The 14,239-nt window shown below is 68.3% G+C and carries 16 protein-coding genes; 11 read left to right on the forward strand and 5 right to left on the reverse strand.

The window, feature by feature from the left end; translation table 11 throughout:
* Positions 1–20: 20 nt before the first annotated feature.
* Positions 21–491, reverse strand: coding sequence for a pyridoxamine 5'-phosphate oxidase family protein (locus tag BSG17_RS01465; RefSeq protein ID WP_089820690.1), 471 nt, complete (start codon positions 489–491; stop codon positions 21–23).
* A gap of 112 nt (positions 492–603) precedes the next feature.
* Between BSG17_RS01465 and arcS the strand changes: the two genes are divergently transcribed.
* From arcS to BSG17_RS01515, 10 genes are all read left to right on the forward strand, one after another.
* Entirely contained in the window at positions 604–2,361 is a 1,758-nt protein-coding gene (gene arcS, locus BSG17_RS01470; protein ID WP_089820691.1) for an archaeosine synthase subunit alpha, read from the forward strand.
* An 11-nt stretch (positions 2,362–2,372) separates the two neighbouring features.
* Positions 2,373–3,533 carry an MFS transporter gene (locus BSG17_RS01475; RefSeq protein WP_089820692.1) on the forward strand — a complete coding sequence of 387 codons (1,161 nt, stop codon included), beginning with the start codon at positions 2,373–2,375 and terminating at the stop codon, positions 3,531–3,533.
* A gap of 63 nt (positions 3,534–3,596) precedes the next feature.
* Positions 3,597–3,983 carry a DUF7971 family protein gene (locus tag BSG17_RS01480; RefSeq protein ID WP_089821007.1) on the forward strand — a complete coding sequence of 129 codons (387 nt, stop codon included), beginning with the start codon at positions 3,597–3,599 and terminating at the stop codon, positions 3,981–3,983.
* 171 nt (positions 3,984–4,154) lie between these two features.
* Positions 4,155–4,589 (forward strand): CBS domain-containing protein, encoded by a 435-nt coding sequence (locus tag BSG17_RS01485; RefSeq protein WP_089820693.1) that lies wholly within the window; start codon positions 4,155–4,157, stop codon positions 4,587–4,589.
* Positions 4,590–4,755: 166 nt separating this feature from the next.
* On the forward strand, positions 4,756–5,709 hold the full coding sequence (locus tag BSG17_RS26700) for a BGTF surface domain-containing protein (RefSeq protein ID WP_089820694.1): 954 nt from the start codon (positions 4,756–4,758) through the stop codon (positions 5,707–5,709).
* A 40-nt stretch (positions 5,710–5,749) separates the two neighbouring features.
* Positions 5,750–6,031: a ubiquitin-like small modifier protein 1 gene (locus BSG17_RS01495; RefSeq protein ID WP_089820695.1), complete on the forward strand. Its 282-nt coding sequence runs from the start codon at positions 5,750–5,752 to the stop codon at positions 6,029–6,031.
* On the forward strand, positions 6,028–6,294 hold the full coding sequence (locus BSG17_RS01500; RefSeq protein WP_089820696.1) for a MoaD-like domain-containing protein: 267 nt from the start codon (positions 6,028–6,030) through the stop codon (positions 6,292–6,294). The genes BSG17_RS01495 and BSG17_RS01500 overlap by 4 nt, the downstream gene beginning before the upstream one ends.
* 1 nt (position 6,295) lies before the next feature.
* Positions 6,296–6,661, forward strand: a complete 366-nt coding sequence (locus BSG17_RS01505; RefSeq protein WP_089820697.1) for a DUF8048 family protein — start codon at positions 6,296–6,298, stop codon at positions 6,659–6,661.
* A 76-nt stretch (positions 6,662–6,737) separates the two neighbouring features.
* Positions 6,738–7,415 (forward strand): AzlC family ABC transporter permease, encoded by a 678-nt coding sequence (locus BSG17_RS01510; RefSeq protein WP_089820698.1) that lies wholly within the window; start codon positions 6,738–6,740, stop codon positions 7,413–7,415.
* The gene (locus BSG17_RS01515) at positions 7,412–7,759 is read left to right on the forward strand and encodes an AzlD domain-containing protein (RefSeq protein ID WP_089820699.1); all 348 of its coding nucleotides are present in this window, start codon (positions 7,412–7,414) and stop codon (positions 7,757–7,759) included. Before BSG17_RS01510 ends, BSG17_RS01515 begins: the two co-directional genes overlap by 4 nt.
* A gap of 40 nt (positions 7,760–7,799) precedes the next feature.
* Here BSG17_RS01515 and BSG17_RS01520 read toward each other — a convergent pair whose 3' ends face one another.
* Positions 7,800–9,728 (reverse strand): aldehyde ferredoxin oxidoreductase family protein, encoded by a 1,929-nt coding sequence (locus BSG17_RS01520; protein ID WP_089820700.1) that lies wholly within the window; start codon positions 9,726–9,728, stop codon positions 7,800–7,802.
* Positions 9,729–9,857: 129 nt separating this feature from the next.
* Here BSG17_RS01520 and BSG17_RS01525 point away from each other — a divergent pair, with 129 nt between their 5' ends.
* Positions 9,858–10,343, forward strand: a complete 486-nt coding sequence (locus BSG17_RS01525) for a VanZ family protein (protein WP_170864683.1) — start codon at positions 9,858–9,860, stop codon at positions 10,341–10,343.
* Between the two features lie 6 nt (positions 10,344–10,349).
* Here the strand turns inward: BSG17_RS01525 and BSG17_RS27715 are convergent, their stop codons facing one another.
* The 3 genes from BSG17_RS27715 to BSG17_RS01540 all read right to left on the reverse strand — a co-directional run bounded on the left by BSG17_RS27715 (position 10,350) and on the right by BSG17_RS01540 (position 14,204).
* A complete protein-coding gene (locus tag BSG17_RS27715) occupies positions 10,350–11,453 on the reverse strand; it encodes an Ig-like domain-containing protein (RefSeq protein ID WP_244531463.1) in 1,104 nt (367 codons plus the stop codon).
* A 61-nt stretch (positions 11,454–11,514) separates the two neighbouring features.
* Positions 11,515–12,996, reverse strand: a complete 1,482-nt coding sequence (locus tag BSG17_RS26705) for an Ig-like domain-containing protein (protein WP_089820701.1) — start codon at positions 12,994–12,996, stop codon at positions 11,515–11,517.
* 53 nt (positions 12,997–13,049) lie between these two features.
* On the reverse strand, positions 13,050–14,204 hold the full coding sequence (locus BSG17_RS01540) for an Ig-like domain-containing protein (RefSeq protein WP_089820702.1): 1,155 nt from the start codon (positions 14,202–14,204) through the stop codon (positions 13,050–13,052).
* Positions 14,205–14,239 lie beyond the last annotated feature (35 nt).

Below are 14,239 nucleotides of genomic sequence, written 5' to 3' on the forward strand. Positions count from 1 at the left end.
ACAGTAAGTCTTCCGTTCTCTCAGGCGTCGTCGAACTCGCTCATCCGTTGGGAGAAGTCCCAACTGTAGAGCTTCTCCGGCGTGATGCGGATCTTGACCTCCTCGCGGTCCGGCGCGAGTAACGACTCGGCGAGCGTGCTGTCGGTGCCGCCGAGATAGCGGTCGAGCAGCGTCTTCAACTGCGTTTTGTCGTGGTCGGGGCCGAGCGACGCCGTCCCGCGGCCACGGACGCCGCGGTAGGGGGCCTCGTTCGTCGACACCTCGAAGGCGACGTCGGCGGTCGACTGAAGGAACTCGACGATGTCGGCGTCCGCTCCCGTCGCACACCGGAACTCGCCGTCTTCGTACTCGTACCACAGCGAGAGCATCCAGAGGTCGTCGCGCGGCGTCCGACAGGCGAGTCGAATCGGGACGGTCGTCTCGGTGAGGAATCGGTCGACCTCCTCGGGCGACCAGACGCCCGCGAACTCGACCGTGCTCTGTTGTACCATGAGTCTTCTACGCGCGGACGATGCAAAAGTCTCACTCGGGCGACCGGAGAACGACCGCGGCGGTCGCAGCGACAAGGGAAGATAATTCACCCTTCGTCGCCGACTCCCCCATATGACCGACTATTTCGAGGTTCTCTCGCGGGACGGGGCGGCCCGCATCGGCGAACTCCGCCTCTCGTCGCCGGTGACGACGCCGGCGCTCGCGGACGACCACGTCGAGGACGCCGGCAGTCTCTGGAGCGAGAAGCGCGAGGTTCCGGCGGGCGACGACTCGGTGCTCACCGTCCTCCCGCACCGGGCGTTCCCCGCCGGCACCGCCGACGAGGTCAAGGAGTCGTTCCGGGTCGACTATCCGGACGTCGACTACCCGAGCGCCGCCGTCGTCGCCAGCGACGCCGCTCGCGACGTCGGCACCGACGCCTACGTGCTCTCCGACTCGCAGGGGTTCGTCGGCCACGCCGCCGCGTTCAAAGACGCGATCGTCCGAGCGAAGGAGTCGCTCCCGGCGGACACCGCGCTCTACCTCTCGGGTGTGGCGACGCCGCTGAACGCCGCGACGCTCGTCTACGCCGGCGTCGACCTCCTCGACGCCAAACTCGCCCGCGTGAAGGGGCTGGAAGGGAGGTACCTCACCAGCGAGAACGAGTACTTCCTCGAGGACCTCGACGAACTGCCCTGTTCCTGTGCGGCCTGTCAGACGTCGCGCGAGGAGTTCACGCGACGCGACTGCGCCGAACACAACGCCAACGCGCTGCGGACGGAACTCGCCGTCGTCCGGCGGCGCATCCGCGACGGCCGCCTCCGCGACTACATCGAGGGGCAGGCCCGCCACGACCAGTGGCTCACCGCCGCCTTCCGCGAACTCGACCAGCAGTACGGCTATCTCGAGGAGCGCACGCCGGTCATCCGCGACACCGAACTCGCCGCGGCGACGTCGGACTCCGTTCGCCGCGTCGAGATCCAGCGCTTCGCCGAGCGCGTGACGAACCGGTACAAGAATCGGTTCCAGAACCCGCTCGTGCTCGTCCCCTGTTCGGCGAAGAAACCCTACAGCGAGTCACAGAGCCACGCGCAGTACCACGACGCCATCCAGTTCCGCGCCCACACCGTCTCGATGACGTCGCCTATCGGCGTCGTCCCGCAGGAGCTCGAACTCACCTACCCGGCGCAGCACTACGACTCCGTCGTGACGGGTCGCTGGTCGGAAGACGAGAAGGAGTTCGTCGCCGAGGTGCTGAAACGCTACCTCCAGCGCAACGAGTATCCGCGTGTCGTCGCACACGTGCCGGAGCACGGCTACCGCGACATCTGCGAGCGCGTCGAGAGCGAGTTGGGGCTGGAGTTCGAGTACACCGTCGAGGACCATCCGACGACGACCGAGTCTATCGGCAACCTGATGTCGACGCTCGACGGCGAGTTGAAGTTCACGAAGCGCGAGCGGGAGTACAACACGATCAAAGCCATCGCCGACTACCAGTTCGGCGACGGTGCGGGCGACGCCCTCTGGCAGGACAGCGAGATTCGGACGACGAGTCGGTATCCGAAGCTGCAGATCAGGAACCAGGAGGGCGACCAGCTCGCCGCGATGGTGCCACAGTACGGCGTGCTCTCCTTCACGCTGAAAGGCGCGAGACACTGGGTCGAGAGCGACGCCCCGACGAAGCGCGTCGAGATCGACAACTTCGCGCCTCACGGGTCGGTGCTCGCACCGGGCGTCGTCGACGCCGACGCCGACATCCGCGTCGGCGACGAGGTGGTCGTCGAGGGGCCGAAGGCGTTCGCCGTCGGCCGTGCAGAGATGTCCGGCCCGGAGATGGCCGGGTCGACGCGCGGCATCGCCGCTGAAGTCCGCCACGTCGAGGAGAAGTAGGTCGTCTCCCGATGAGCGTCTCCCGCGGCCTCCGACTCGCGCCCCATCTCGTCGTCGGCACCGTCGGCTACGTGCTCTTCGCCTACGCGGCGGTGCCCGACGCGCTCATGGAGACGCTGGACGTGGGGTTCACCGCGTTCGGTCTGCTGATGAGCGCGGCGCTCGGCGCGTTCGTGGTCGCACAGGCCCCGACGAGTCGACTGCTCGACCGCCGGTCGGCGACGCGGTTGTTGCTCTGGGGGACGGTCGTCCACGCGATACTCGCCGTGGCGCTCGACCTCGTCGCGACGTTCGAGGCGCTCCTCGCCCTCCGCTTCCTGTGGGGGCTGACGGGCGGGTTCGTCCTGAGCGTGGGGGCGACACAGATATCACGACTCGCGACGGGCGGGACGGCGACGCGCGAGCAGGGCATCTACGGCGGGATGCTCACGCTCGGCGGTGCCCTCGGCTTCCTCTCTGCGCCGACGCTCGTCTCCCTCCCGCTCGGGCTGAACGCCTTCGGAGCGGTGCTGGCGCTGCCCGGACTCGCGTTGGTGTGGCGGCACCGGGACACCGACGCGACGGCTCCGGCGACGACATCGACCGCGACGGCATCGGTCCGGAGCGTCCTCACCCATCCGGTCGTCGCCGTCGCCTCGCTCTGCTACGTCGCGATCATTTCCTCGTACGTCACGCTCTCGACGTTCATCACGGCCTACTACGCCGATCTAGGCGTGGTCGCCCCGTTGAACGCCGTGGTGTTAGTGATGGCGACGGTCGGCCGGACCGTCGGCGGCACCGCGGTGTGGACGTGGCCCGTGAGTGACGAGGGGCTCGTCGCCGGGTCGACGGCGGTCGCGGCGCTCGGGTTCGGTGCACTCGCAGTCGGGTCGGGGACGACGCTCGTGCTCGTCCTCCCGCTGCTCGCGATGGTCGCGGTGTCGCTGCCGTTCGGGGCGACCTACGCGCTCGCCGCGGCCGCGACCGACCGCGAGGGGACGGCCATCGCGACGATGGTCGCCGCCGGCAACGTGGCGGCGCTCGTCGTCCCCGCCGTCACCGGCGCGCTCAGAGACGTTACGGGCAGCTACACCGGGGGGTTCCTCCTGCTCGCCGCGCTAAACCTGCTTGCGCTCTGTGGCGTCGGTCTCCTGGTCGTCCCGAGAGGGCTGCCGTCCGAGATCAGCGTCTGACCGTCGACGCCGAGCGGTCGGCCCTCCCACGCTTTTTTGTCCGGTGGGACCAATCTCGCCGACATGGACGAGATCTCACTCGGCGTCCCACAGCCGATTCTCGACTCGCTGCCGGAGGGAAGCGAGGCCGCAGAGCAGGACATGATGCGAGCGGTCGGAGGGATCGAAGCGAGCATCAACAGAGCGATAGAAGGGGCAGAAGACGAACAGGAGGCCGTCGGGGCCGTCGCCGACGCGCTCGAACAACTCGAAGAGAACTACGAAACCTACGACGAGTTCGTCCCGGAGCTGCGCGCGTGGGGACAGTCGCCGATCTACGCCATCGCCTGGCGCAACCTGCAGGCCGACCTCGTCGCCCAGCTCTACGAGGTCGAGTGGCTCGCCGAACGCCTCGACCGCGAGCGCAACGCCCGCCTCGTCGAGGACGGCATCCGGTTCGGCGACCGCTGAGGTCGCCCGGACGGTCGGGTCGACCACTGCCGAACGCCGGACGCGTTCGAACTGTTCGACGCGACAGGACGTGTTTCGAGCACTCAGCTATTTGCCTCTTTTGAGCGATAGTTCTAGCGTTACGACGGCCGCGTCGTGACCCCCCGCGAGAGGAGTCTCGCCACTATAGCCATGCCCCTCAAGGACATCGTACGACCGAAGGAAGAACTGGTGACAGCGAGCCGAGACACGTCCTGTCAGGACCTCGCGAAACTGATGAACGACCGGACGGTCGGTAGCGTCGTCATCGAGGAGAACGACGAACCGATCGGCATCGTCACGGACCGCGACATCTGCCTCAACGCCGTCGGTGCCGGGAAGGACCCGAAGACGACACCCGCCTCTGAAGTGATGAACACGGACGTGTTTACCTGCGACGCCGACGACGGCGTCTTCGAACTCTGTCAGGCGATGCGCGAACACGGCGTGCGCCGGATGCCCATCGTCGAGGACGGTAAACTGTCGGGTATTATCACACTGGACGACCTCGTCATGCTGCTGGAAGACGAGATGCACGACCTGAGCGAGGTCATCCGCTCGGAGTCGCCGCCGTACCAACCGGCCTGAACGCCGTTGCGTCGGCAGATCGCCACGCCGTTCGCTTTTCTGCGTCCCGTCGACGGAGGGAGTAACAGCTATGTGACGGGAACCTGACCAGTCGACACGAACAGACTCCCCGAACCACCCCTCCGCCCCTGCCCCTACCTCCCAACACAGTCGACGCTGGTCCCCGATGATACGCCCACCACGCCCACCACGCCCACTCACACTCGGACTCGTCACCGCCGTCGTCCTCGCGACGCTCGTCGCCGCCGGCGGCGCGACCGCAGTCGAACCGACCGTCCCCCACGACGCCCGCCTCGACTCTGATCGGGCCGCCTGGCAGGGACAGACGCTCTACTTCGACGGGTCGCACGTCGTCGAGGAGTCGCTCGACGCCGGACTGCGACAGATCTCGCGGACCGACCGGAACTTCACTGTCCACTCCCTCCACGCGGACGGGACGCTCGGCCCGCCGGTCGAGACGGTGACGCTCGACGCCAGCGGCATCGCCAGGATCTCGACGGCGTCGCTCGACGGGCGGTACGTGCTCGTCTACGACGACAACGCCGTCGCCGTCGACGAGGGGACGGGGGTGCTCGGGACTCACGTCTCCGGGGCGAACCTCTCGTCGTGCGCTTGGACCGTCACGGACGACGCGGCCGACGTCGACGTTCGTCTCGACGGTACCACCGGAGACGACACCGCCCGCCTCCAGCGACGGCAGGACGGACGTCTCTCGGGACGAGTCGACCTCCCCCCGGGGACGGAGGTCACGGTCCGACTCCACGACGACGGGCCGCGACCCGTGTTGTTCTCGTTGCAGACGGAACTGGACGCCGACGGCCGGTTCGACGAACGACTCGATCTCGCCGACGTCCGACCGGGGACGACGCTGAACGTGTCGGTGTCGCTCGACGGACGGACGCTCGCCACGACGACGGTCGTCGTCGCCGACGGCACGCCCGCCTCGGCGGCGCAGCAGTCGTCGATGCCGTCGACGGGTCGAACAGGCGGAACGGCCCTGCCGACCGCGTCGGTGTGGACGACGGTGCTCGGGGGCAGCGTCACCGGCGGCGCCGTCTCCTTCCTGGCGGGCGCCGTCGCTGTCGTAGTCGCGCTGGCGGTCGTGCGCGAAACCCGCTGACGCCGCGCCCTTTTTTATTCAGGCGGACCCATCAGTTGGTATGCGACTGGAACTGCGGTTCTTCGCTACCTTCCGGGAGGCCGTCGGGTCGAAGACCATCGAACGGGAGTACGACGACGGCGCACTGGTCGGAGACGTACTCAGAGCGCTCGAAACCGAGTTCGAGGGGCTCGAAGGGCAACTGCTCAAGAACGGCGATCTCAAACCACAGATCAACGTGTTGAAGAACGGACGCGAGGTGCTCCACATAGCCGGCATCGAGACCGAGCTCGAAGAGGGCGACAGACTCAGCGTCTTCCCGCCCGTCGCGGGTGGCCGATGAGCGACACCGTCACCAGAGAGAAGGCGTTTCGCGGCATCTCGGAGCGACTCGCGATCCACTACCTCGAGAAACTCGGCGGCGAACAGGTCGAGGAGGACACCGTCGCCGGCGACGACTGGCGGGCCTCCCTCTCCAGCGAGAAGGTCGGCGTCGGTCCGACCGTCTCGCTGACAGAGGTGACGATCATCTTCGAGGGGGTAGAGGCGACGCTCGACGACCTCGTCGAGCGGTTCTCCCAGAAAGCGATGCGCGCCGGAGGCTGACGTGACGACGATCCCGATCGAGGGGCAACTGCTCGTGTTGACGGCCGCGAAGGCGAGCGTCTCGCCGAATCGACTCCCGGAACTGCTCGAAAGCGTGCAGGAGGAGCTCGGCCCGCGACTCGACGACTACCGCCGCGAGTTCGAACTCGTCGCCGAGAACGGGGAACGGGCGACGTTCCTCGTCCCCGGCGACCACTGGGAGCAGATCGGCGAACGGCTCGGCTTCGACCGCCGGGAGACCGATGCCGTCGAGCGCGCGCACACCGAACAGCTGCGGCGCGTCGCCAAGCGACTCGACCGACGCGAGGAGTTCGAGACAGCACTCGAGATCCGCTCGGCCGTCGTCGTCGGACTCGAGGCGGAGTAGCCTCGGCGACTTCTCGACCGGCGGACGGAGTTGCCGGATAGACAGTGGTTTCACGGGCCGACGTCCCTCTCCTGCTATGGACCGACTCTCCGCTGAGTTCTCGACGGGGGTTCGCGACTCGCTACCCCTCCTCCTCGGCATCGTCCCGTTCGCGCTCGTCGCGGGCGTCGCCGCCGCCGACGCCGGGTTGTCGACGCTGCAGGCGCTGGGGATGTCCGTCTTCGTCTTCGCCGGTGCCTCCCAACTGGCCGCACTCGACCTCATCGGGTCGAACGCGCCGCTGGCCGTCGTCGTCCTCACCGCCGCCGTCATCAACCTCCGGATGTTGATGTACTCGGCGTCGATCGCCCCGCACTTCCGGGCCGCCGCCGGCCGCATGCGGGCGATGCTCGCGTACTTCCTCACCGACCAGGCGTTCGCGCTCACCGTCGCCCGGTACGACCACGACGACACCGGTCAGCGGTGGTACTATCTCGGCGTGTCGCTGGCGCTGTGGTCCGTCTGGCAGGTCGGGACGGTCGTCGGCGTCGTCGTCGGCACGGGCGTCCCCGACGAGTGGGGCCTGGAGTTCGCGGTGCCGCTCGTCTTCCTCGCGCTGTTGGTGCCGGCACTGAAGAGCAGGGAGTCGCTCGCCGCCGGGGTCGCCGCCGGCGTCGTCGCCGTCGCGGGCGCGGGACTCCCGTTCAACCTCGGGTTGATCCTCGCCGCGGTCGTCGGCGTCGCCGTCGGGATGTTCACGGAGGCGCGGCGATGACGACGAGCTACGGACCGACGGCGGTGTGGGGCGTCATCCTCGCTATCGGCCTGATCACCTACGCGATCCGGCTCTCCTTCATCGCGCTGTTCGGCCGACTCGACGACATCCCGCCGGGCGTCGAACGCGCGCTCGCGTACGTGCCGGCGGCCGTCCTCGCGGCGCTCGTCGTCCCAGAACTCGTGGCGGTGCAGTCGACGCTCGCCGGGACGCTCGGACAGGACCGACTGCTCGCCGGTCTCGTCGCCGCCACCGTCGCTTGGCGGACGGAGAACGTCTTCGCGACCATCGCCGTCGGGATGGGAGCGCTGTGGCTACTTCGGTTCGTCGTGCCGCTGGCGTAGCCGTCTCGAAAGAAATCGTGGTCGCGGTGGCCGGATTGGATCAGTCGTCGGCCGGAGCCTGCGAGTCGCCGCCGGCACTGACGCCCGTACCGGGGCCGACGTCGATACTGAGCTCGTCGAGTTTCTCGTCGGGGACGACGCCGTCGACCCAGCCGCGAGTCTCGTAGTACTCCTCTTTCATCTCGGGGAGTTCACAGTACTCGCCCTCGGAGGCACCTTGACCGGCGATGCCGCCTTCGAGGAAGCGCGCCGGCAGCGAGTCGTCCTCGCCGTCGAAGCCGACGAGGTTGTTGTAATAGCGTTCGAGGTTGTAGATGCGCTCGCCCGCCTCCAGCAGTTCCTCCTCGGAGACGTCGAGGCCGGTCATCCCGTTGTACTGCAGCACGTACTCCTCGATCCCCTCTGCGAAGGCGTTGAACTTGCAGATGTCGAAGGAGTCCGAGATGGCGTGGAGGTCCTGGAAGGTGACGGTGAGTTCGCCCTTCCCCTCCCACGCGTAGGGGTCGACCTTCTCGGGGATGCCGAGAATCTCGGCGGCCGGCGTGTAGCCGCGCAGGTGGCAGGCACCGCGGTTCGAGGTGGCGTAGCCGATCCCCATCCCCTTCATGCAGCGGGGGTCGTACGCCGCGATGGTCTGGCCCTTGACGGCCAGCGAGTTCTCCTCGGCGTCGAACTCCTCGATGAGGTGGTTCGCGCCACCGGCGAGATGGTCGGCGAGATCGCCCTCGCGTTCGGCGATCTTGTCGAGCATGTCGATCATCTCCTCTCGGTCGCCCCACTCGAGGCCCTCGCCGAGACCGTCGAGTTTGCCTTCCTCGGTCATCTCCATCGCCATGGCCATCACGTTGCCGACCTCGATGGTGTCGATGCCGAGGTCGTTACAGCGGTCGATCATCACGGCGATGGCGTCGCGGTCGGTGTGTCCCGAGTTCGGGCCGAGCGCGTACGCCGACTCGTACTCGTAGGACTCCGTCCGGACGTTCATCTCCTCGCCCTTGTGGGTGTAGTTCACCTCGACCTCCTTCTTACAGGCGACCGGGCAGGAGTGACAGGTCGGTTCGTCGACGAGGATGTTCTCGCGGACGTTCTCTCCGGAGACGCGCTCGGCGTCGATGTCGACGCCCTCGGCGTCGTGGTAGGCCTCCGTGCTCGTGTACTTCCCGTTCTTCGTCGGGAGGCCGTCCATCTCCTCGCCGATGTTCATCAGCACGTTCGTCCCGTACACCGAGAGACCGCCCTCGTTCGGGCCGGTGACGTCCGACTCGCGGATGAGCTGCATCGCCTGCTGGTACCCCTCCTTGAACGTCTCGGGGTCTTGCGGCTTCGGCATACTCGTGCCGGATTTGACGACGACGGCCTTGAGGTTCTTCGACCCCATCACACAGCCAGTGCCGCCGCGGCCCGAGGCGCGGTCGTCTTCGTTGATGACCGCAGAGTAGCGGACTTCGTTCTCGCCGGCCGGGCCAATGGCCATCACGCTGAGGTTCTTGCCGATCTCGCCGTCGACCTCCTCGCCGAGCGTGTCGATCGTCTCGCGGACGCCTTTCCCCCACACGTCGGAGGCGTCGCGGAGTTCCACTTTCCCGTCTTCGATGAGCGCGTAGACCGGCTTTTCGGCTTTGCCGGTGAACAGCAGTCCGTCGAAACCCGACCACTTCAGTCGGGCACCGCTCCACCCGCCGTGGTGGGAGTCGGTGACCGTGCCGGTCAGCGGCGACTTGGTGACGAGCGCGATTCGACCGCTCATCGTCACCTGCGACCCCGTCAGAGGGCCGTTCATGAACGCCAGCATGTTGTCGGGTCCGAGGGGGTCGACGTCGGCCCCCTGATCGAACACGTACTTTACACCGAGGCCGCGTGCGCCGATGTACTTCTTCGCGTCCTCCTCGTCGATACCCTCGTACTGCACGTCGCCTTCGGTGAGGTCGATCCGTGCCACGTGGTCCTGAAAGCCACCCAGTGAAGTCATTGTAATGTACGTTGGTTATGTTGGTTCCGAATACCGTTAGTCGTTGCCACGGTGGCGTAACCAAAATCGGTTACTGGGAGCGAACGACGCTCGTCCTCCGAAACCTGTCGGACGCGTGTCGCGCCGTTTATGGGACTCAGTTTCGACTCCCCGGACGTGCTTCGTCTCCCGCCGCCCCCACGGTGGCTCCGCTGGCTGGCCGTCGCCGTCGTCGCGGGCGGACTGTTCGTCGCGTCGGTCGTGACGCCGCCGAGCAGCGGCGTCCCCACACTCGGGCCGCTCGATCTCGTCGGCTTCGACAAGTGGCTCCACACCGCCGCCTACGCGGCGCTCGGAGCGACCCTCTTTCTCGCGCTGGTTCCGCTGCGACGGCCCCGACGGGCACTCGTCGCCGCCGTCGTCCTCGCAGCCGTCTACGGAGTCGGCATCGAACTCGTCCAGGGACCGCTCCCGGCACGGAGCACGGACTCGGCCGACGCCCTGGCGAACGGGCTCGGTGCCGGCCTCGGCGGACTGGCGGGACTCCTCGCGCGTCGGCTGTCCACGCCGTTCGTCGCCGACGACGCGAGCGAGGTCGTCGGTCGAGACGCCGGCGTCGACGCGCGCGACGAGTAGCACGGCTCACCCCGGCTGTGGCCCACCCTGAAGGAGTCTAACGCTCCCCGTCGCGTCGATCAGCACGGTCGCCGGCCCCCGCGGCGGACACGCCCACCACGTCGCGGTCGTCGCCGTCGACGTCGTCTCTCTCGTCGACGCCGCCTCGACGGTGACCTCGTACGGCCCCGAGACGTCGACCGGTACGAGTCGGCGGTCGGTCCCCGCCTCGACCGACAGTCGACGCTCGAACACCGTCCGGCCCGCGCGGACGATCTCGACCGTCAGCGTGTGTGCGACGGTGTTGCGGTTCGACAGCGTCAGCGTGGTGTTCGCCGGGCCACAACCGAACGTGACCGACTCGCCCAGCAGGACGTGTCGCTCCGGTACCTGCGGGACGGGCCACGCGTCCGTCACCTCCCGCCCGTCGACGCCGACGGTGAGGGCGTACTCGCCGCTGCGGTACGCGACTGGAACCGACAGCTGTGTCTCACTCGGGAGTCGGTAGCGCGTCGAGAGCAGTGACTGATCGCGGAGCGACACCCCGAGGTCGACGGTCCGCGCCGTTGACGCCGGGTTCTGGACGACGACACCCGCCGGAGCGTACCACCGACCCGTTCCGTCGCCGGCGAGCGGCAGGTCGGTTCCGTCGACGCGCTCCGAGAGCGCGAGCGCACAGTCGGGGCGACAGCGAGCGTGCCGCCAGAACGCCACGCCGTCCGCCGTCAGGTAGGTCGCGAGTCCGTCGAGCGCCGGGTCAGCGTGCCACCGAAAGCTCGCGCGTTCGCCGGCGGCCGTCTCGAGGACGACATCGCGGTCGGCGCCCGAGGCGGCGACGTCGTCGAGACGGACCTCTTCGCCGGGGAAGAGTTCGAAGCTCTCGACGACCGCCGCCGGGCCGTCGATGACGAGCGTGAGGTAGACCGTCGACGGACGGCTGTTCTTCACGGAGACGAACTGTCCAGTCGACGAGGACGAGTCAGTGTCTGTCCGTGTGGGCGTCTCGACGGGCGGAGTGGTCTCGGGCGGTCGTGCCGTCGGCGTCCGTTCGTCGGCGTCGAGCGAGAGTCCGCCACAGCCGGCGAGTCCAGCCACGAGCGGGAGCGTCGTCAGCAGTCGCCGGCGGTGCATCGGTCGTGTGTCGGTCCCGACGTACAAAAGAGTCGCGTCAGCGGTTGTCCCGTGCCGAGCGTCACCGGTCCGTGGGTGTCTCGGTCGGGGTCGTTCCGGGCGTTCCCGTCGAGTTCCCCTCGGGGGTCCCGGTCGACGGAGACTCGGGAGTTCCCCCAGGTGTCCCCGCTGGCGTCGACGTCGAATCGTCCGGCTGTGTCGTCACCGGCGTCGGTTCGTCCGTCTCCGTCTCCGCTCGACCGTCGGTCCACCCGTCGCTCGTCGCGACGGGGCGGTCCCACCGCAGGAGCGCGAGCGCCCCGTCGGCGTCGACGTCGACCGAGAACTCCTGCGGCCGCGACGGACAGACGGTCCACTGGGCGGTGACGGCGGTCACTTGGTCGTCGGTCACTTGGCCGTCGGTTGCTTGGTCGTCGGTCACCTGGTCGTCGGTCGCTTGGTCGTCGGTCACCTGGTCGTCGGTCGCTTGGTCGTCGGTCGCCAGTTCGAGCGTCAGGTCGAGTCTGTCGTCGGCCTGCAGTCGGACGCCGAGCGGCGTTCGCGTCTCCGGAGCCAACTCGAACTCCTCGTCTGCGGTCCGTTCGCCGTCTGCGCGGGCGGTGACGGTGAGCGTCCGGGACTCCGTCGAGCGGTTGCGCGCGTTCCGCAGCGAGACGCCTCGCTGGTCGGTCTCGCTTCGGTACTGTCGGGGGAGACGGCAGTCCACGCCGACGCCTTCGGCGAGATCGGAGAACACGAACTGCTCCTCGGGGACGTGCCACTCGTACTGCTCGCTGGTCCCGTCCGCTTCGAGCGTCAGGTCGACGACGCCGGATCCGTTCACGAGCGGGACGGCGACCTGCAGTCCCGGTCGGACGTCGTACCGATAGTCGAGCAGCGTCTGCCCGTCGAACTCGGCGATCGCGTGGACTTCCGTCGGCGTCTCACCGGTGTTCGCGAAGACGAGGTTGCTGGTGCCGTAGTCGGGCGTCCGTTCGCCTTCGTCGGACTCCGGGACGTACGGCAGCGTCTCGACGGCCTCGCCGCCGAGAGAGATGGGGCCGCAGGTCGGATCGCAACCGATCTGCTGTCGGCTCCAGACGTAGTCGTCCTCGACGACGACGAACAGTCCCCCGACGTCGCGGCCGACGACCCAGTCGTGGACCGTCCGGCCGCCGTCGCCCGTCTCGACGACGACGCGGTAGATGCCGGCGGCGGCGATCAGATTCGCGTACTCTCGCCGCCCGTTCGACTCGGACTTGCGGGGAGGAATCGTCTCGCTCTCGACGAACAGCGTCTCGCCGTCGTGTTCGACGACGACGGTGACGTACCGCTCGCGGTCGGACTGGTTCTGGAGGAAGAACCCCTGCGGTTCGACCGTCCGGGCGTCGTCGTCGCCGCGGTACGGGAGGTCGTCGGACGTGTCGGTGCCCTCGGGCGTGCCGGGCGTCCCGGACGTCGACCGCGGCGGCGGTGTGGGCGTGTCGTCGCCGAAGTCCGTGAGACCGGAACAGCCGGCGGTGGCGGTTGCCGTGAGAGCGGCGAGGAGGGCGCGGCGGCGCATACAGACGTTGCACAGCGAACCATGAAAAGTCCACCTCCTCCCGTCGCCACCACTCACGACGCGTCGACCGCCTTCTGACAGTCGGTGTACGCCCGGAGTCGGCCGTCTTCGTCGACCACCAACACGAGTTCGCCCGGCGGTGGGCAGTGGGTCCACGTCGCCACGAGGTCCTCCCCGTCGCCGGTGCGTGCGACCAGTTCGACGTCGGAGAGCGCGGGCGTCTCGAACCCGACGTCGACCGTCTCACCCGCCTCGAGTACGTAGTGGTCGTCGAGCGCGACGGAGCCACGGTGGTGGACGGAGACGAACAGATGGTGGTCCACGTCGTCCTCGTTGACGAGACGCCCGAGGCGGAACGGGCCGTAGGTTCGAGTCGACCACCCGCTGACGGCGTCACAGACCGCCGACACTCCCGTCCCCACCTCGAACTCGACGGCCGACTCCGCCGGAACGTGCCACGGTCGCCGGAGCGTCCGGTCGTCGACCGAGACGGCGACCTCGTACCGTCCACCGACGGCGACGATCGGGAGGACGAGTCGTAACCCGACGGGAACCCGGTACCGGTAGTCGAGCAGTCGCTCGCGGTCGGACCAGAGTCGAACCCGCACTCGTCTGGTCTCTGTCCCGACGTTGCGGACGAGGAGTCGTCCGACCCCCCGCCGCCGGACGGTCGTCTCCGGGCGAAGCACCTCCGCGACGAACCCGCCGGTCGAGAGCGGCGGACATCCGGGCCGACAACGGGCCGTCTGACGGGTGGCGATACCGTCGTCTCCGAGGACGAGGGTGAGGTCGCCCACCCCCTCGCTGACGACGAACTCTCGGACGGCGGTGGCACCGGCTTCGGTGTCGACGGTCAGCGTGTAGCTGCCGCGTTTCGCGACGAGGTCGGGGTGTGAGACGGTCGCCCCCGCCGGGACTGTGGCGTTCCGGAGCGCGACCATCCGGTCGCCCTCGTCGACGGCGACGGTGACGTACCGTTCGCGTCGAGTCCGGTTCTCGACGCGGACCGCTCGCGCTCGGTAGACGTTGTCGGCGGGGTCGCTGTCGCGGTACGGGGTCGAAGCCTCTGGCGGCGCGAACGCCTCGGTCGACCGTGTCGTGCGGGCGTCTTCCGGGTTCCACCCGTCGACAGGGAACAGCGCACATCCGGCGAGTCCCGTCAGTCCCGACAACCCGGCGACGCCGGCGAGAACTGTACGCCGTCGCATACGTCCAGTACGTCCGGAACGGGCTTAGTACCGTG

Origin of the sequence: Halogranum amylolyticum (assembly GCF_900110465.1) — an archaeon.
GTDB lineage: Archaea > Halobacteriota > Halobacteria > Halobacteriales > Haloferacaceae > Halogranum > Halogranum amylolyticum.